This is a genomic window from Geobacillus sp. PLS 41, assembly GCF_056494105.1.
The window spans coordinates 3,335,668-3,353,271 of record NZ_CM151395.1 but is presented as its reverse complement, the minus strand read 5'-3'; the positions used below and the strand labels follow the sequence as shown (position 1 = coordinate 3,353,271).

The window sequence follows — 17,604 nt, the reverse complement described above, 5'->3', positions numbered from 1 at the left end:
TTCGTGGCGGGAGGCTTCATGCCATTTTCGCTTGCGGCGCCACCGTCTTTTTCATCCAGACGCGCGACCGCCAGCGCCGAAGCATCAACAGTCCGCGCAACCATTCGTCGGCGATGAACGACAGCCAAATGCCGACAAGGCCAAACCCAAGGGCAATGCCGAAGATGTATGCCACTGTGACCCCGACGCCCCACATCGACAAAATGCCCATATAGACCGGAAATTGCACATCTCCGGCTGCCCGCAACGAGCCGATGATGACGAGATTAAACGACCGCCCCGGCTCAAGGATGATGGTTAAAAGCAACAGTTTGCGCCCAAGCCCAATCATCGACGCGTCATCAGTAAAGAAGGAGAGCAGCGGTTCGGCGAACCAATAGGCGGCTGTAGCAAGCAACACGGACATGCCAATGGCGCTGTACAAACTTTTTAAACAACGGGCGTACGCTTCCTCATACCGCCCGGCGCCAACAAAATGGCCGACAAGGATTTGCGTCCCTTGGCTGATGGCGATGCCGAACAAAAAGACGAACATCATAATGTTTTGCGTATACACTCGTACCGTTAGCGCCTCGGCGCCCAGCCACGTAATCAAATAGGTGATCACCATTTGCGCTGTATTGTAGGAAAGGTGCTCGCCGGCTGACGGCACACCGATTTTCAATAGCGAACGAAAGTGGCGAAACGGCAGGGCGCAAAAAGGCACGCGGCGCGAGTGCAATACCTGTTCGTTTGCGCAATAAGGCAACGAGCACAACAAAGCCGGCCAACCGGCTGGCTGCTGTTGAAATAGCAGCTCCTTCCGCCCCAAGAGGAGGAAGAGCAAATGAGCCGAAAATAAGGAAGTAGTTTCCGATGACATTGAGTACATTCATGCCGATCGTGACATACATCGTATCACGTGTAAAGCCGTAGCTTTTTAAGATGGCGCCGACCGTCATCATCAGCGCTTGGATGAACAAAAACCCGCCGACAATCGCCAAATAGCTGCTCCCCTCGTCAAACAGCTCAGCCGGCAGCCCCATCAGCCGCAAAATCGGCCGGCTAAACGCGGCAAGAATGGCACTTACCAACAGACCAAACAGCAAGTTGGCAGCAAGGGAAACGAGCGACACTTCAATGGCCTCTTGTTCCCGCCGGGCACCTAAATATTGGGCGACAAGTACGGCGGTCGCCAAGGCAACGAAGTTGAACAGCACGATCGTTAACGCGATGATTTGGTTCGCCACCCCGACGGCGGCGACCGCATGATCCGAGTACTGGCTGAGCATAAGTGTATCAGCGTTGCCCATGACCATATAAAGCAACGTTTCAATAAAAATCGGCCACGTTAATGAGAACAGTGACCATGTTTTTGCCTCTTGGCGCATATTGAGACAACTCCTTTTTCAAATTCCGACTTGAACGATATACTCAGTTTAGCTAGTTTGCTGCATAATGGAAAGAGAAAGAAGCGATTTCACTTGCACATTTCCGACAAGGAGAGAGGGGACAATGCATTATGTTACGTTTTCGCTGCCACCGCTGCCGGTGTTTATTAAAGGGGCGGAAAGCGTATTTCCAAAAGGAAAACGGCATTTTCGCCGCACGTTTACCGTATTTGACTTGCTGTATGTGAAACAAGGCTGTTTGTATATGACGGAAAACGGGCGCGAGTTTGCCATCGGCAGCGGGCAATATTTGCTGTTGATCCCCGGCCGCGAACATTACGGACACCGCCCGTGTGAAGAGAAAACGGAGCTTGTTTGGCTGCACTTTTTGCTGCCGGACTACACGGTTGCTCCGGACTGCCCGGCGAGCCGGCAAACGGTGATGGAAAAAGAGGCGACGTACACTGAGCCAATCCAATACCGGCTTTCGATCCGTCAATATGGGGAGCTGAAACAACGGGAGCGCGCCGAACAGCTGCTCGCCCAACTTGTCGAGCCGAACGTGGAGCGGGATATGGACCGGCCGCTCCGACAGCTGCTTTTGTTTGTGGAATTTCTTTGGCACTTGCAAAAGCAGGAGCTGTCCGTCCCAAGTGCAGCGGAACAAGTCAGTGCGGCGGCGGTGGCGTACATCGAACGACATTTCAACGAGCCGATTACGCTCGAAATGCTTGCGAAAGGGCTCCGTTTTCATCCCGATTACATCACCCGCTGTATGCAAAAAACGATGGGCATGGGATTTAGCCGTTATTTGACGTATTACCGCCTGTCGAAAGCCAAGCAATGGCTTGCGGAAACGAATGAAACAGTCGAGGCGGTTGCCAAGCGGGTCGGCATTGATGATGGCGCGTATTTTTCGCGTGTATTCAAAAAGATGGAAGGGATGACCCCGACCGAATACCGGCGCATGGCTAGGCGTACATAAAACCGGCGCAGCGAACCGCTGCACCGGTTTGTGATCAAAGCAACACATGGCTGCGCCATCTTACCAGCTTTCAACTTTATAGAGCACAAACCCATACGGAGGCAAAGAGGCGCAAAGCGTTTCCGCCTCGGCCGCAAACCGCTCTCCGGTCAAGAGGTCAACAAGCCATTTTCCGCGAAGGTCGAGCGGGAGCGGAATGTCGGCGGCATCATTGCTTCGGTTGATGATGACGAGCACGGTTTCAGCGCCGTCAATTTTTTCATACACGAGATGGTTAGGGTTGTCGTCGGCGGAAAGAAAGGAGACATCTCCGCGCCGGAGCGCCCGGTGCTGCTTCCTTAGCGCAATCAGCCGCTTGACATGCGCCAACAGTTCGCGGTTTTGGTGCTCCGGATCCCACACCATACATTTCCGGCACTCCGGATCGTTTCCGCCCGTCATGCCGATCTCATCGCCATAGTAAATGCACGGCGAACCGGTGAACGTCAGCTGGAACAAAAACAACAACTTCGCTTTGCGGACGTCGCCGCCGCAAACCGTAAGCAGCCTTGGTGTATCATGGCTGCCAAGCAAGTTGAATGCCGCTTCGTTCACCTGTTTCGGATACGAATGAAGAAGTCGGATCATGATATCGGCAAACTGGCGGGCGCTGATTTCCTCTTTCGCGAAAAAGCGAAGCGCCCCGTCCGTGAACGGGTAGTTCATGACGGCGTCAAACTGGTCGCCGCGCAGCCAAGGCATGGCGTCATGCCAAATCTCGCCGAGAATGTACACATCGGGCTTTAGCGCCTTCACTGCCTGCCGGAATTCGCGCCAAAATTGATGATCGATTTCGTTCGCCACATCGAGCCGCCAGCCGTCAATATCAAACTCGCGAATCCAGTATGTCGCGACATCAAGCAAGTAGCGCTTCACTTCCGGATGAGCGGTGTTGAGTTTCGGCATGTGCGGCACGAACGCAAATGTGTCGTAGTTCGGGCGCGGCTCGGTTTGGAGCGGAAACTCGCGAATATGGAACCAATCTTTATACCGAGAGGCTGCGCCGTTTTTCAGCACATCTTGAAACGGGGCAAACTCATAGCCGCAATGGTTGAAGACCGCATCGAGCATGACGCGGATTCCTTTTTCATGGCAGCGTTTGACAAGTGTTTTCAATGTCTCTTTGTCCCCAAAGTGCGGGTCGATTTCAAAATAATCAGCGGTGTCGTATTTATGATTCGACGGTGCGCGGAAAATCGGCGTCAAGTAAATGCCGGTAATACCGAGATCAGCCAAATAGTCAAGGTGATCGATGATTCCTTGCAAGTCGCCGCCGAAAAAGCTCGTCGGCGTCGGGTCCTCGCTTCCCCACGGCCGCGCCCCTTTCGGATTGATGGCCGGGTTGCCGTTGGCGAACCGCTCGGGGAAAATTTGATACCATACTGTGTCTTTTACCCAGTCCGGCGCTTGGAATAGGTCGACCCGATGAAGAAAGGGGAAGCAAAAGTAGTAAGCGGTGTCGTCGCTCGGAGCTTCATGGTAAAATCCTTTTTCCGTATAGACCAGTTTCTCGCCCCCAGCTCGAAGCACAAACCCATAGCGCAGCCGTCGATATGGCGGTTTGACTTCGGCGAGCCAATAGTCAAACAACCCGTCGCTCCCCGTTTTCCGCATCGGCATCGTTTGAAACTGCCAGGCGCCATCGTGCCATTCGTACGGGTCGCCAAAAAGCAGCTCGACGTGGTCGACATCATTTTTCTTTGTTTGAAGCCGGAGATGGAGCGTCTCGCTGTCATAAGCGTAAGCGAAATTGTCGGTTGAGCGGTGGTGGATGGCTTCTTTCCTCATTCGCTTTTTCCTCCTTTGTTATCTGAAGCAATCGTTTGCATTAATGCTTCGCTATAATAAAAAGTACGTTAAGAGAAAAGAAAAGTCAAATTTTATAGAAAAAAGGCTTGTAAAATGAAAAATAGGCGTTATAATGGAGATGAGTGGTGCAATCGTTTTCATAGGAAGGATTAAAATTTATTTGTGCAAACGTTTGCCTTATGATTGTACCGCTAAGATTCCGTCATGATGACAGGAGGGGGATTATGAGAAAAGCGTTATCTTTATTTCTCATGGCCGTGTTGTTGATTGGCGTGCTGGGTGCCTGCGGTCCTAAGCGCGATGTCCAGCAGCCGAAAGGAAACGACCAAAAGACGGCAGAACAGGACAAAAAGCCAGAGAAACTCGTCGTATGGGTGAACGATGATGAAAAACAAAAACAAGCGTTAAAGGATATTTTTCAAAAGTACACAGAAAAAACGGGAATCAAAATCGAAATGGTAGCCGTCAGCATGCTCGACCAAACGAAAAAACTGGCACTCGACGGACCGGCTGGCAAAGGGCCGGACGTGTTCTATCAACCGCATGATCGCATCGGCGACATTGTGTTGCAGGGGCTGGCCGATCCGGTCGACCTTGGCGATGCAAAAGGTGAGTACAGCCCGACAGCCATCAACGCGGTAACATATGACGGGAAAACGTATGGCGTGCCGATGGTCGTCGAAACGTACGGCGTGTTCTACAATAAAAATTTAGTGCCGGAAGCGCCGAAAACGATGGATGACTTGATGAACATCGCCAAGGAAAAAACGAATGCGGCGAAAGATCAATACGGCTTTTTAATGGAAGCGACGAACTTCTATTTCGTTTATCCGTTCTTTGCTGGCTACGGCGGCTATGTGTTTAAAAATGAAAACGGCAAATACGACACAAGCGACATCGGGCTGGCTAATGATGGAGCCGTCAAAGGAGCCGAGCTCGTCCAATCGTGGTTTAAAAACGGCTACATTCCGAAAGAAATCACCGGCGATATTATGAACGGGCTGTTTACAAAAGGGAATGTGGCGGTTGCCATCACCGGACCATGGAACATCGCGTCGTATAAAGAAGCGCTGGGCGACAAATTAGCGACCGCACCGCTGCCGGTCTTAGACAACGGCGAGCATCCGAAATCGTTCGTCGGCGTGAAAACATGGATGTTATCAGCCTATTCGCAAAACAAAGAATGGGCGGTCGATTTCATGAAATTTGTGACGAACGAAGAAAACTCGCTCCACTACTATGAAGTGGCCGGTGAAATGCCAGCAAACCAAAAAGCGTTGACGAACGAAAAAATCACGAACGACCCGCTGATCGCCGGCTTTGCCGAGCAAATCCAATACGGCGAGCCGATGCCGAACGTGCCGGAAATGTCGCAAGTGTGGGAGCCGATGGGCAATGCCTTGCAATTTATCGCGAAAGGCGACAACCCGAAAGCGGTGCTCGGTGAGGCAGTGAAAACGATTCAAGATAAAATCGCCGCCAGCGGCGCTGGAAAATAACGAGTGATGTCGTGGTGGATAGGATCAGCCCTATCCACTATTCTTATCCATACAATAGGGGGGAGTTCGGATGCCGGAAGCAAACGTCCGCCATCGGCCGGCGGTGGCGATGGCGCTGTCGCTGTTGTTTGCCGGCCTTGGGCAATTGTACAACCGCCGGTATGTCAAAGGAATTTTGTTTATCATCATTGAAGCAGCCTTTTTGATGACGTTTTATAACTTTTTGAACATCGGGCTGTGGGGACTCGTCACGCTTGGCGAAATCCCGATGCTTGATCATTCGATTTTTCTCTTGATTCAAGGATTGGTTTCGGTCATCATCATCGTGTTTGCGGCCGCCCTGCATATTGCGAACATCATTGATGCGCGCAACGACGCCCGCCGCCGGCAAAGGGGCGAACCGTTTCCGTCGCTGTGGGAATCGTGCCGCAACGCTTGGGATAAAGGATTTCCGTACATCTTTGTCACGCCCGGGCTTGTGATGCTGTTGTTTATCGTTGTGCTGCCGCTGTTGTTTATGGTGTCGCTCGCCTTTACCGACTACAACTTGTACCACTCGCCGCCGCGGCATTTATTGAATTGGGTCGGATTTGAAAACTTCAAAAACTTAGTCTCCATCCCGATTTGGAAAAGCACGTTTTTTAGCGTCCTCGCGTGGACAATCGTTTGGACAGTTGTCGCGACAACGATGCAAATCGCCCTTGGACTGTTTTTGGCGTTGCTTGTCAACGACCCGCGCATCAAGTTTAAGCGGTTCATCCGCACGGTGTTGATTTTGCCGTGGGCCGTGCCGGCGTTTGTTACAATTTTAGTGTTTGCGGCGATGTTTAACGACAAATTCGGCGCCATCAACCGTGAAGTGTTGAGTTTGTTTGGGTTGTCGGTCCCGTGGATGACCGATCCGTTTTGGACAAAAGTGGCGCTTATTTTGATTCAAACGTGGCTTGGCTTCCCGTTCGTCTTTGCGCTGTTTACCGGCGTTTTGCAAAGCATTTCCCGCGACTGGTACGAAGCGGCCGACATCGACGGGGCGACGCGCTGGCAAAAGTTCAAATCGATCACGCTGCCGCACGTCCTGTATGCGACCGCACCGCTGTTGATTATGCAATACGCCGGCAACTTCAACAACTTTAACATCATCTATTTGTTCAACGACGGGGGGCCTGCGGTGCGCGGGCAAAACGCCGGTGGAACGGACATCCTCATTTCATGGGTGTACGATTTGACGTTCACGACGAACAACTACAACATGGCGGCGGCGATTTCGCTCATCATCGGCTTGATCGTCAGCGGGTTTGCCATTTACCAGTTCCGGCGCACCCGTTCCTTTAAAGAGGAGGGGAATATTTGATGAACCGCAAATGGAAATCGCACGTGGAAGTAGCGCTTATTTATTTGTTTATCGCTTTCATGTTTATCGTCATCGCCTATCCGCTCCTTTGGGCAATCAGTATGTCGCTCAATCCAGGAACAAGCCTGTATTCGGCATCTCTCATCCCAGAGAAGTGGACGTTCGAGCATTATAAATGGTTATTTACCAGCCCACAGAGCGATTATTTGCTTTGGTATAAAAACAGCTTGTTTGTCGCTGCGGCCAATGCGGTGTTATCTGTCTTTTTCACGGCGCTCATCGCCTATGCGTTTTCGCGCTACAAATTCGTCGGGCGGAAAACGGGGCTGTATTTGTTTTTAGTGTTGCAAATGTTTCCGTCGCTCATGGCGATGGTCGCGATCTATATTTTGCTCAATATGCTCCATTTGCTCGATTCGCTTTGGGGGCTCATTCTTATTTACGTCGGGGGGCAAATCCCGTTTAACGCGTGGCTGGTCAAAGGCTACTTTGATACGATTCCGCGCGAGCTGGATGAGGCGGCGCGCATCGACGGTGCCGGCCACTTCGGCGTCTTTTTCCGCATTATGCTGCCCTTAGCCAAGCCAATTTTAGCCGTTGTCGCCTTGTTTAACTTCATGGCGCCGTTCACCGACTTTTTGCTGCCGTCGATCGTCTTGCGCGATCCGGACAAATTTACGCTGGCGGTCGGGCTGTTCAACTTTATCAGCGACCGGTTCGCGAACAACTTCACCCGCTTTGCCGCCGGCTCGATTTTGATCGCCGCCCCGATTGCCATCGTCTTTTTGTTCCTGCAGCGGTATTTGATTTCTGGCTTAACGGCTGGTGGCACAAAAGGGTAAGAACCGCTATCATAGAATAGGGGGCTTACCCGTTTCCGAACGAGCAAATGAATCGGGAAGGGAGGAATGGAAATGGGGAACCGGCTCTTTATGCTGCTCGTCCTTCCGTTCCTTCTTTTTTATGCCATGCCGGCTGCGGCGGCGGAAAAAGAAGAACGGACGTGGCAAGATGAAGCCATTTATTTCATTATGGTCGACCGGTTTAACAATATGGATCCGACAAACGACCAGAACGTGAATGTGAACGATCCGAAAGGGTATTTCGGCGGCGACTTGAAAGGGGTGACGGCGAAACTCGATTACATCAAGGAGATGGGATTTACCGCCATTTGGCTGACGCCGATTTTTAAAAACATGCCGGGCGGTTATCATGGCTATTGGATTGAAGATTTTTATCAAGTCGATCCGCACTTTGGCACGCTGGGCGATTTGAAAACACTCGTCAAAGAAGCGCATAAGCGCGACATGAAAGTCATTTTGGATTTTGTCGCCAACCATGTCGGTTACAATCACCCATGGTTACATGACCCAACGAAAAAAGATTGGTTTCACCCGAAAAAAGAGATTTTCGACTGGAACGACCAAACACAGCTTGAAAACGGCTGGGTGTATGGGTTGCCTGATTTGGCGCAGGAAAATCCAGAGGTCAAAACGTATTTAATTGACGCTGCCAAATGGTGGATTAAAGAGACCGACATTGACGGCTACCGGCTCGATACAGTGCGCCACGTGCCAAAATCGTTTTGGCAGGAGTTTGCGAAAGAAGTCAAATCGGTGAAAAAAGACTTTTTCCTTCTCGGTGAAGTGTGGAGCGACGATCCGCGCTATATTGCCGATTACGGGAAGTATGGCATCGACGGGTTTGTCGATTATCCGCTGTATGGCGCGGTGAAGCAGTCGCTTGCGAGGCGCGATGCCTCGCTCCGCCCGCTGTATGATGTCTGGGAATACAACAAAACGTTTTACGACCGACCGTATTTGCTCGGGTCGTTTTTGGACAACCATGATACCGTGCGGTTTACGAAGCTCGCGATTGACAACCGCAACAACCCGATTTCACGCATTAAACTGGCCATGACGTATTTGTTCACCGCCCCTGGCATCCCGATCATGTATTACGGGACCGAAATCGCCATGAACGGCGGCCAAGATCCGGACAACCGCCGTCTGATGGATTTCCGCGCTGATCCAGAAATCATCGATTACTTGAAAAAAATCGGCCCGCTTCGCCAAGAGCTGCCATCATTGCGGCGCGGCGATTTTACGCTGTTGTATGAAAAAGACGGCATGGCGGTGTTGAAACGGCAATATCAAGATGAAACGACGGTCATCGCCATCAACAATACGAGCGAAACGCAGCATGTCCATCTCACCAATGACCAGTTGCCAAAAAACAAAGAACTGCGCGGCTTTTTATTGGACGATCTCGTCCGCGGCGATGAGGACGGCTACGACCTTGTGCTCGACCGCGAAACGGCGGAAGTATACAAGCTGCGGGAGAAAACAGGGATCAACATCCCGTTTATCGCCGCCATCGTATCGGTTTACGTGCTGTTTCTTTTGTTTTTATATTTGGTGAAAAAACGGGCAAAACGGATCAATGAATAAATGGAAAGGAGGGGGCTTATGACCGTTACGATTAAAGATGTGGCGAAAAGGGCCAATGTCGCGCCGTCGACCGTGTCGCGCGTCATCGCCGACAGCCCGCGCATCAGCGAGAAAACGAAGCAAAAAGTGCGCGCGGCGATGAAAGAGCTCGGCTATCATCCGAACTTTATCGCCCGCAGCCTCGCGAGCCAAGCGACGCAAGTAATCGGCATCGTCATGCCGAGCTCGGCCGACCAAGCGCTGCAAAACCCGTTTTTCCCGGAAGTCATCCGCGGCATCAGCAAAGCCGCCCATGAAAAGCGGTACGCCTTGCAAATGTCGACAGGGGAAAAAGAAAGCGATATTTACGAACGGGTGGTGGAGATGCTGCAAGGGCGGCGCGTGGACGGCGTCATTTTGCTTTATTCTCGTCAAAACGATAAACTGATGAAATACTTGCAAAAGCACGATTTCCCATTCGTCGTCATCGGCAAGCCGCACCAAAAGACGGAGCAAGTGACCCACGTTGACAACGACAACGTCCAGGCGGGCAAAGATGCGACGAACTACTTGATTGCCTACGGCCATGAGCGCATCGCGTTTGTCGGCGGCAATCCGCAATATTTGGTGACCGTCGACCGCCAAAATGGCTACGCCGCCGCCTTGAGTGAAGCCGGGCTGCCGTACCGCCCGGAATATGTCGTCCATGAAGAATTTTTGCAGGAAGGCGGCCAAGAGGCGATGAAAGAGCTTCTTTCTTTGCCTGAGCCGCCGACCGGGCTCGTGGTTGCCGACGATCTCATGGCGCTCGGGATGCTCAAAACGCTTGATGAAATGGGCCTCGGCGTCCCGGAAGATGTATCGATCATCAGCTTCAACAACACGCTGCTCGCCGAAATGTCGCGTCCGCCGCTCACCTCGATTGACATCGGAATTTTCCAACTCGGCTATGAAGCGGCGAAAAGTTTAATCGAAAAAGTCGAAAATCCAAATGAACCGATCAAGCGCATCATCATTCCCCATCGGCTTGTGGAGCGGGGGTCGTGTGCGAGGCGGTAGATGTTTCCAAGGCAGCCATCATGGCTGCTTTTTTCGGTTGTTATTTTTTATAAAGTTGAAAAAGGAAATCAATAAATTGAAGAGAAAAAGAAAAACAATGGCAAACACGGAGGTGAACACAAGATGATCGTGACCCGCGAACAGGTGAAATCCATGTGGGAAAAGTTCGTATTTCATAACGAGCTCGATCCCGATTTGCCGCCCATGATTCGAGACTCTTGGCTTCGGTCGAAAAAAGCGATGGTTGATCCGTTTCGGCCGTACGGGTGGATTAAAGAAATCGACAATGAAAAGTACCGCTCCTTGATCGATTGGTCATTGCCGTTAATGGAAGGATTGTATTCGATTGTCAAAGGATCTGGATTTTTGGTGATCCTGTGCAATGAAAACGGACAGTTGCTTTTGTCGATTGGCGATTGCGAGCCTTTAGCGAGGGCGGAAGAAATCGGATTTATCGCGGGGGCGGATTGGAGCGAGCAAGTGATGGGGACCAACGCCATTGGCACATCGATCGTCATTGATCGTCCTATTCAAGTGTTTGCTGAGGAACATTACACGAAAATATGCCAGTCATGGACGTGTTCCGCTGCCCCCATCCATGATCCCGACGGCCGAATCATTGGTGTATTGAATATGTCAGGACCCTATGAAAAAGTGCACTCTCATACGCTAGGAATGGTTGTATCAGCCGTAAAGGCGATTGAGTACCAACTAAAATTACATGAGAATGCTGAAAAAAACGTGATGATGCAACGGTTTTTGGAAGCGACAACGAACAATATGAAAGAAGGCATTTTAATCATCGATCGCGATGGGAAGATCGTAAAGGCGAACAACCAGTTAAAAAAGCTGTTCCATATACCACAACTGCAACTGGAAGAGAAAAAGCTCGACGATCTTTTCAATGATCCCTCTATCTGTTCGAACCACCCGCTTCATTTGCAAAATCAAGAGCTGCATCTAAGCGTCAAGCCTTCAAACGCGGTGCACCATGTGTTAGTTGACAAGATTCCAATTTACGAGAAAAAAGAACGAATCGGATCGATGATCATTGTAAAAGAAATTGAAAAGGTACGCCAGTTTGTCAACCACCTATCGGGAAACCAAGCGAAAATCACGTTTGCGGATATGATCGGGCAACACCCGTGTTTCATTGAGAAAATGAACGAAGCGAGGCTCGCCGCAGCGACAGATTCCAACGTGTTAATATTAGGGGAAAGCGGAACAGGAAAAGAGATGGTGGCTCAGGCGATTCATAATGAGAGCAAGCGGAGAAACAAACCGTTTATTGCCATTAACTGTGGAGGCATACCGCGTGATCTCCTTGGCAGTGAGTTGTTCGGATATGTGGACGGGGCATTCACAGGAGCGAAAAAAAGGGGGAAGCGCCGGAAAGTTTGAGCTTGCCAATGGGGGAACGCTTTTTTTGGATGAGATTGGCGAAATGTCCTTGGAAATGCAAGTGTTGCTTTTGCGCGTTATTCAAGAAAAGGAAGTGATGAGAATTGGCGGGCACAAAGTGATCCCTGTTGATGTAAGAATCATCGCAGCGACCAACAAAGACCTTCGCCAGGAAGTGCAAAAAGGCAGCTTTCGCGAAGACTTGTTTTTCCGGTTGAATGTTATGCCGATTGTTCTCCCGCCGCTTCGGAAAAGAAAAGAAGATATTCCGCTTCTCGTCCGTCATTTTATTGAAAAACTGGCTCACAAACGAAATAAACCGTTTCCTGAAATACGGTCCGATTTCTTAGAGGCGCTTATGCAATACGATTGGCCAGGAAATATTCGCGAGTTGCAAAATATGATCGAACGGGTGCTGAATCAGTGCGCAAAACCGGTATTGACAGCGGCTGATCTGCCGGAAGAAATCTTTCGGCCTCTTCGCTTGCCTCAAGTTAGGGAGAACGTAGACATCTCCCGAAATGAGATAAAAAAGCAATCCATCATCGAGGCGTTAAAGCAGTGCAACGGCAACATTTCCAAAGCTGCCCGTTATTTAGGCATATCGAGAAGCACATTTTACCGGCAAATGGATAAATGGAATATTCGGTATTGACTGTCCCATTTTGTATCAAAGTGTAGCGACAAAGTGAAACAAAATGAAACACTTTGTCGCTGTTTTTGTTTAGGTTGGATCAAAAAGGCGGCTTTGGATAAACAATTTGGCGGACGAAGAAAAGGAAACAAGCGTTGGAACGATTTTTGCTTTATAGAAATGATGAAAGCGGTACCAATCAAGTGAAGGAGGAGAGGAAGTTGGCCATTTCCAAGGATCATCTTCTTTGGATGTACGAAACGATGTACAAAATTCGCTGCTATGAAGACAAAATGGCGGAGGCGTATGCCGAAGGGAAATCTCCTGTGTTTAATATCGGCGCGGGGCCGGTGCCAGGGGAAATGCATTTGGCCACTGGACAAGAACCGGCTGCGGCTGGGATGTGTGTTCACTTGAAAAAGGAAGATACGGTGACTGCCCCTCACCGTCCGCATCACCATGCGATTGCCAAAGGGGTGGATTTGAACCGGATGACAGCAGAGATTTTCGGAAAAGCCACTGGACTGGGAAAAGGAAAGGGCGGCCATATGCATTTGTTTGATCCTGACGTCAAATTTTCCTGCGGCGGGATCGTTGGGGCTGGGATTCCTCATGCCCTTGGCGCGGCGCTGGCGGCCAAGAAAAGGGGGACGGATTGGGTGGCGGTTGCGTTTATCGGCGAAGGAGCCGCCAATCAAGGGGCGTTTCATGAATCGTTAAATATGGCGGCATTATGGAAACTGCCATTCATTGTTGTCATTGAAAACAATCAATATGGAATTTCTGTGCCGAAAACGGCGTCTACAGCGGTTCCCTCGAATGATGTACGGGCAGCCGCCTATGGCATTAAAGGATACTATGTCAAAGACAACGACCCGATTGATATGTACAACGTATCGAAAGAAGCGGTTGAACGTGCAAGAACTGGACAAGGGCCGTCGATTATTGAGATTGAAACATACCGTTATTTAGGACATTTCCAAGGCGATCCGGAAGTATACCGGGATAAAAATGAAGTGACGTTGCTTCGCCAAAAAGACCCCATTATTCGCCTTCGCAACTATTTATTGAATGAATGTGGGGTAACAGAGGAGACGATTGCACAGCTGGAAAACAAAGCGACATTTGAGGTCGATCAGGCGTACGCGTTTGCGAGAGAAAGCGATTATCCCAAGCCGGAAGAGGCATTGGAAGATGTGTTTGTCTAATTTCATAGGAGAAAGGAGTTTTGCCATATGCAACAAACAAAACAGCGGCTGTTAACGGGAAATAAGGCGCTGGCTGAAGCGATTCGCCTTGAGATGGAGAGAGATCCGAACGTCTTTGTGATGGGAGAAGATGTCGGAGTATACGGTGGGATTTTTGGAGCGACAGAGGGATTGTTCCAAAAGTTTGGACCGGAACGGGTCATCGATACGCCGATTTCTGAGACCGCGTTCATCGGTGCTGCCATCGGCGCCGCTGCGGAAGGAATGCGGCCGATCGTGGAGCTGATGTTTGTCGACTTTTTTGGGGTTTGTATGGACCAAATTTACAACCATATGGCGAAAATTCCGTACATGTCCGGCGGCAGGGTGAAACTGCCAATGGTATTGATGACGGCGGTGGGAGGCGGTTACAGCGATGCCGCCCAGCACTCGCAAACGTTGTACGCCACCTTTGCCCATCTTCCTGGGATGAAAGTCGTCGCTCCGTCGACGCCATATGATTTAAAAGGGATGATGATTTCCGCTATTCGCGATGATAACCCTGTTGTCTTTATGTTCCATAAAACCTTGCAAGGGCTCGGCTGGATGGATCAGCTTGATGCTTCGGTTGGGCATGTACCGGAAGAGGCGTATACTGTGCCGCTTGGGAAAGCAAATATTGTGCGCGAGGGAACGGATATCACCATTGTCGGTATTCAAATGTCAGTGCATCAGGCGCTCGAAGCGGCCAAAAGACTTGAACAACAAGGCATTCAAGCGGAAGTGATCGATTTGCGCTCTCTTGTCCCATTGGACAAAGAGACGATCATTCAATCGGTTAAAAAGACACACCGCTTGCTTGTTGTTGATGAAGACTATCTGTCGTACGGGATGACGGCGGAAATTGCCGCGATTGCCGCTGAACATTGTTTGTATGATTTGGAGGCGCCGGTGAAGCGGATTGCGGTTCCGGATGTGCCAATTCCTTATAGCCGTCCGCTTGAACAATTTGTATTGCCAAATGCCGATAAAATTTTCCGTGAGGCGATCCAACTCGTCAATGAATAAGGAAAAGTTCGTTCCAAGGGAGGCAGCTTATGGTTGTCGAAGTGACATTGCCCAAATTATCCGATTCCCATGATGAAAGTTTCATTACGTTTTGGCACGTTTCCGAAGGAGATGCGGTGGAAAAAGGAGCCACGCTGGTGGAAGTGCAAACAGAAAAGGCCGTTTCAGAAATTCACGCTCCCGAGTCAGGAACAGTAAAAGAGATCAAAAAGAAACGAGGGGATACGGCCAAGGTCGGCGAAGTACTGGCCGTCATTGCCGTCGAAACGTTTGCTCCGGACGGCGGAGATCCGCAGACAGAGATCAAGATCACCCCACGCGTAAAAAAACTGGCCAAGGAGCTTGGCGTCGATTGGAGTACGGTCACACCGACGGGGGCGAACGGCAAAATCACGGAAGAGGATATTCGTCGTGCGGCGAGCGCGGGAAAACAAAGGACTCCTCAAAAAACATTCGTGGCTGCCCCGTCAGTGCGAAAGTTTGCCCGCGAGCAGAACGTGTCTTTAGAGGAAATCACTCCAAGCGGAAAGAACGGAAGAATATTGAAAAGCGATATTGAAGCAGCACTGTCGGTTCGGCAGCAAAAAGCAACCGATGAGGCTGCTGCTAGTGTTGAGATTGTCAAGAAGCAGGAAAGCCGGGAAAAAGTGCGCCGAGTGCCGCTGACAGGCATCCGCAAGGCTATCGCCCAAGCGATGGTGCGGTCAATGCGGACCATTCCGCAAGTCACCCATTTTGGCGAGGCCGATGCGACCCGTCTTGTTCAACATCGCCGACGGATCAAACCGCTAGCTGAGCAACAAGGGGTGAAACTGACCTATTTAGCCTATGTGGTAAAAGCACTGGCGGCGGTGTTGAAAAAGTATCCAATGCTCAACGCTTCGCTTGATGAGGAACGAGAAGAAATCGTCATTCACGAATTCATTCACATTGGGTTTGCGGTTGACACTGACCGTGGATTGCTCGTCCCGGTGATTCGTGATGCGGATCAAAAATCGTTGTTCCAAATTGCGAAAGAAATTGAAGAATTGACGGCGAAGGCGAGAGCGGGAACGATTCAAGCGGTGGAGATGAGCGGAGGGACATGCACGGTTTCGAACATCGGCTCGGCCAATGGTTCGTGGTTCACGCCGATTATTCATTATCCACAGTCTTGTCTTTTAGGAATCGGGAAAGTTGAGAAAAAACCGGTGGTCGTCGATGATTCGATTGAGATTGCTTCTGTGATGCCGCTGTCTCTTACTTACGATCACCGTCTTATTGATGGGATGATGGCTCAACACGCCTTAAATGAATGTCAAACGTACTTGTCTGAACCGGATTGGCTGCTTGTTATGTGACAAAAAACCCCGCCCCTATTCCGGGGTGGGGTGAGAGAAGAGGGGCACCTTGTAAAGAAGTAGAGGAACATCGTAGCTTTATCGTACTCATTTTTTTACAATCACGCCATATTTTTGTTAGAAAAGGTAACGTGATTTTATTAAAAAAGTTCGGCGCCAGCGGCTGCCGCGGTCAATCGCTGATGAACTTGCCGCCATTTACATGAAGCATTTGCCCGGTCATGTACGACGATTCGTCGCTCGCCAAAAAGACGTAGCACGGGGCGACTTCGCTCGGCTGGCCGGGCCGTTTCATCGGGGTGTTGGCGCCGAATGTGGCGACTTGCTCACTTTGAAAGGTGGAGGGGATGAGCGGCGTCCAAATCGGGCCTGGGGCGACGCCATTGACGCGGATGCCTTGCCCAACGAGCGCTTTGGCGAGCGAGCGGGTGAACGCGACGATTGCGCCTTTTGTCGCCGAGTAGTCGATGAGCTGTTCGTTTCCTTCGTAGGCGGTGACCGAAGCGGTGTTGATAATGGCGCTTCCGTTTTTTAAGTGCGGGAGCGCCGCTTTCGTTAGGAAAAAGTAGCCGAATACGTTCGTGCGAAACGTTTTTTCCAGCTGCGCGGCGGTGATGTTGAGAAAGTTCGGCTGTGGGTGCTGTTCAGCGGCGTTATTGACGACGATATCGAGCTTGCCGAACGCTTTGATTGTTTGTTTCACCGCCTCTTTGCAAAACGTTTCATCGCCGATGTCGCCGGCGATGGCCAAGCACCGTTTTCCTTCCTGTTCGACAAGCCGTTTTGTTTCCTCGGCGTCCTCGTGTTCGTTCAAATACAAAATGGCGACATCGGCCCCTTCTTTGGCGAAATGGACGGCGACCGCCCGGCCGATGCCGCTGTCGCCGCCGCTGATGATGGCGACTCTGTTTTCGAGCTTGCCGCTTCCTTTATAGGTGTCTTTGATGGTGATCGGCTGCGGGTTCATCTCCGTTTGCAGGCCCGGCTGGCGCGTCTGGTGTTGCGGCGGCAGCGTCGTTTGTTGCTTCGTGACCATATTTGCTCCTCCTTGGATATGTATTGTCATCATTAGTATGGGACGGAGGAGGGGAATTATGTGTCAGGTGGACATCTATGATGAAAAATATGGTGAGTCAAGAGGAGAACTCAGTTTCCTTGCCGTCCATTTAGCTCAAGATCGCAAATTTCGTGGGAATGACGGGCCTCAGCACCTTGTCAGTGAACTGAAACATGATGTTTTCCCTAAGTATGAAGGAGGGGATGATGAATGATCAAAAAGGAAGATCAGTTGATTTCGTTATTTGGGAGTATGCCTCCCAAAGGAGACCGTTCTCCGATGGATTGGAAGAGTATTCGTAGACAAGCGAAAGAAGAATGGCTGAAAAAGTTGGAGAATCGTGAACAAATAAAAACAAAAAAGTGACTGTATATCG

At 50.5% G+C, this 17,604-nt stretch carries 13 protein-coding genes and 2 pseudogenes; 12 read left to right on the top strand and 3 right to left on the bottom strand.

What is annotated here, in order from left to right; genetic code table 11:
• Positions 1-16 precede the first annotated feature (16 nt).
• A pseudogene (locus tag ACVX3G_RS16740) lies at positions 17-1,370 on the bottom strand (MATE family efflux transporter).
• Positions 1,371-1,494: 124 nt separating this feature from the next.
• Here ACVX3G_RS16740 and ACVX3G_RS16735 point away from each other — a divergent pair.
• Positions 1,495-2,355: an AraC family transcriptional regulator gene (locus ACVX3G_RS16735; RefSeq protein ID WP_011230205.1), complete on the top strand. Its 861-nt coding sequence runs from the start codon at positions 1,495-1,497 to the stop codon at positions 2,353-2,355.
• Positions 2,356-2,415: 60 nt separating this feature from the next.
• On the opposite strand, the gene ACVX3G_RS16730 is transcribed toward ACVX3G_RS16735, so the two are convergent.
• Positions 2,416-4,182 carry an alpha-glycosidase gene (locus ACVX3G_RS16730; protein ID WP_033845537.1) on the bottom strand — a complete coding sequence of 589 codons (1,767 nt, stop codon included), beginning with the start codon at positions 4,180-4,182 and terminating at the stop codon, positions 2,416-2,418.
• 245 nt (positions 4,183-4,427) lie between these two features.
• On the opposite strand from ACVX3G_RS16730, the gene ACVX3G_RS16725 reads away from it, so the two are divergent.
• The 9 genes and pseudogenes from ACVX3G_RS16725 to ACVX3G_RS16685 all read left to right on the top strand — a co-directional run bounded on the left by ACVX3G_RS16725 (position 4,428) and on the right by ACVX3G_RS16685 (position 16,171).
• Positions 4,428-5,702, top strand: coding sequence for a sugar ABC transporter substrate-binding protein (locus tag ACVX3G_RS16725; RefSeq protein ID WP_033845536.1), 1,275 nt, complete (start codon positions 4,428-4,430; stop codon positions 5,700-5,702).
• Positions 5,703-5,772: 70 nt separating this feature from the next.
• The gene (locus ACVX3G_RS16720) at positions 5,773-7,053 is read left to right on the top strand and encodes a carbohydrate ABC transporter permease (RefSeq protein WP_033845535.1); all 1,281 of its coding nucleotides are present in this window, start codon (positions 5,773-5,775) and stop codon (positions 7,051-7,053) included.
• Positions 7,053-7,895: a sugar ABC transporter permease gene (locus ACVX3G_RS16715; protein WP_014195043.1), complete on the top strand. Its 843-nt coding sequence runs from the start codon at positions 7,053-7,055 to the stop codon at positions 7,893-7,895. Before ACVX3G_RS16720 ends, ACVX3G_RS16715 begins: the two co-directional genes overlap by 1 nt.
• Before the next feature lie 72 nt (positions 7,896-7,967).
• Positions 7,968-9,503: an alpha-amylase family glycosyl hydrolase gene (locus ACVX3G_RS16710; protein ID WP_014195044.1), complete on the top strand. Its 1,536-nt coding sequence runs from the start codon at positions 7,968-7,970 to the stop codon at positions 9,501-9,503.
• 18 nt (positions 9,504-9,521) lie between these two features.
• Positions 9,522-10,541 carry a LacI family DNA-binding transcriptional regulator gene (locus tag ACVX3G_RS16705; RefSeq protein WP_021322532.1) on the top strand — a complete coding sequence of 340 codons (1,020 nt, stop codon included), beginning with the start codon at positions 9,522-9,524 and terminating at the stop codon, positions 10,539-10,541.
• 123 nt (positions 10,542-10,664) lie between these two features.
• Positions 10,665-12,597, top strand: a pseudogene (locus ACVX3G_RS16700) (sigma-54-dependent Fis family transcriptional regulator).
• A gap of 200 nt (positions 12,598-12,797) precedes the next feature.
• On the top strand, positions 12,798-13,784 hold the full coding sequence (locus tag ACVX3G_RS16695; protein WP_011230213.1) for a thiamine pyrophosphate-dependent dehydrogenase E1 component subunit alpha: 987 nt from the start codon (positions 12,798-12,800) through the stop codon (positions 13,782-13,784).
• A 27-nt stretch (positions 13,785-13,811) separates the two neighbouring features.
• Positions 13,812-14,831 carry an alpha-ketoacid dehydrogenase subunit beta gene (locus ACVX3G_RS16690; RefSeq protein WP_021322535.1) on the top strand — a complete coding sequence of 340 codons (1,020 nt, stop codon included), beginning with the start codon at positions 13,812-13,814 and terminating at the stop codon, positions 14,829-14,831.
• Positions 14,832-14,860: 29 nt separating this feature from the next.
• Entirely contained in the window at positions 14,861-16,171 is a 1,311-nt protein-coding gene (locus ACVX3G_RS16685; protein ID WP_014195050.1) for a dihydrolipoamide acetyltransferase family protein, read from the top strand.
• Between the two features lie 172 nt (positions 16,172-16,343).
• Here ACVX3G_RS16685 and ACVX3G_RS16680 read toward each other — a convergent pair whose 3' ends face one another.
• Positions 16,344-17,207: an SDR family oxidoreductase gene (locus ACVX3G_RS16680; RefSeq protein ID WP_021322536.1), complete on the bottom strand. Its 864-nt coding sequence runs from the start codon at positions 17,205-17,207 to the stop codon at positions 16,344-16,346.
• Between the two features lie 58 nt (positions 17,208-17,265).
• Between ACVX3G_RS16680 and ACVX3G_RS16675 the strand changes: the two genes are divergently transcribed.
• Both ACVX3G_RS16675 and ACVX3G_RS16670 read left to right on the top strand, forming a co-directional pair.
• Entirely contained in the window at positions 17,266-17,442 is a 177-nt protein-coding gene (locus ACVX3G_RS16675; protein WP_014195051.1) for a hypothetical protein, read from the top strand.
• A complete protein-coding gene (locus tag ACVX3G_RS16670) occupies positions 17,439-17,594 on the top strand; it encodes a hypothetical protein (protein WP_011230218.1) in 156 nt (51 codons plus the stop codon). The genes ACVX3G_RS16675 and ACVX3G_RS16670 overlap by 4 nt, the downstream gene beginning before the upstream one ends.
• The last annotated feature ends 10 nt before the right edge of the window (positions 17,595-17,604 follow it).

Coding starts and splice junctions, on each gene's coding strand:
- ACVX3G_RS16705 (WP_021322532.1), top strand. CDS start 9,522: ATGACCGTTACGATTAAAGATGTGGCGAAAAGGGCCAATGTCGCGCCG.
- ACVX3G_RS16725 (WP_033845536.1), top strand. CDS start 4,428: ATGAGAAAAGCGTTATCTTTATTTCTCATGGCCGTGTTGTTGATTGGC.
- ACVX3G_RS16715 (WP_014195043.1), top strand. CDS start 7,053: ATGAACCGCAAATGGAAATCGCACGTGGAAGTAGCGCTTATTTATTTG.
- ACVX3G_RS16710 (WP_014195044.1), top strand. CDS start 7,968: ATGGGGAACCGGCTCTTTATGCTGCTCGTCCTTCCGTTCCTTCTTTTT.
- ACVX3G_RS16690 (WP_021322535.1), top strand. CDS start 13,812: ATGCAACAAACAAAACAGCGGCTGTTAACGGGAAATAAGGCGCTGGCT.
- ACVX3G_RS16720 (WP_033845535.1), top strand. CDS start 5,773: ATGCCGGAAGCAAACGTCCGCCATCGGCCGGCGGTGGCGATGGCGCTG.
- ACVX3G_RS16680 (WP_021322536.1), bottom strand. CDS start 17,207: ATGGTCACGAAGCAACAAACGACGCTGCCGCCGCAACACCAGACGCGC.
- ACVX3G_RS16730 (WP_033845537.1), bottom strand. CDS start 4,182: ATGAGGAAAGAAGCCATCCACCACCGCTCAACCGACAATTTCGCTTAC.
- ACVX3G_RS16670 (WP_011230218.1), top strand. CDS start 17,439: ATGATCAAAAAGGAAGATCAGTTGATTTCGTTATTTGGGAGTATGCCT.
- ACVX3G_RS16735 (WP_011230205.1), top strand. CDS start 1,495: ATGCATTATGTTACGTTTTCGCTGCCACCGCTGCCGGTGTTTATTAAA.
- ACVX3G_RS16685 (WP_014195050.1), top strand. CDS start 14,861: ATGGTTGTCGAAGTGACATTGCCCAAATTATCCGATTCCCATGATGAA.
- ACVX3G_RS16675 (WP_014195051.1), top strand. CDS start 17,266: ATGTGTCAGGTGGACATCTATGATGAAAAATATGGTGAGTCAAGAGGA.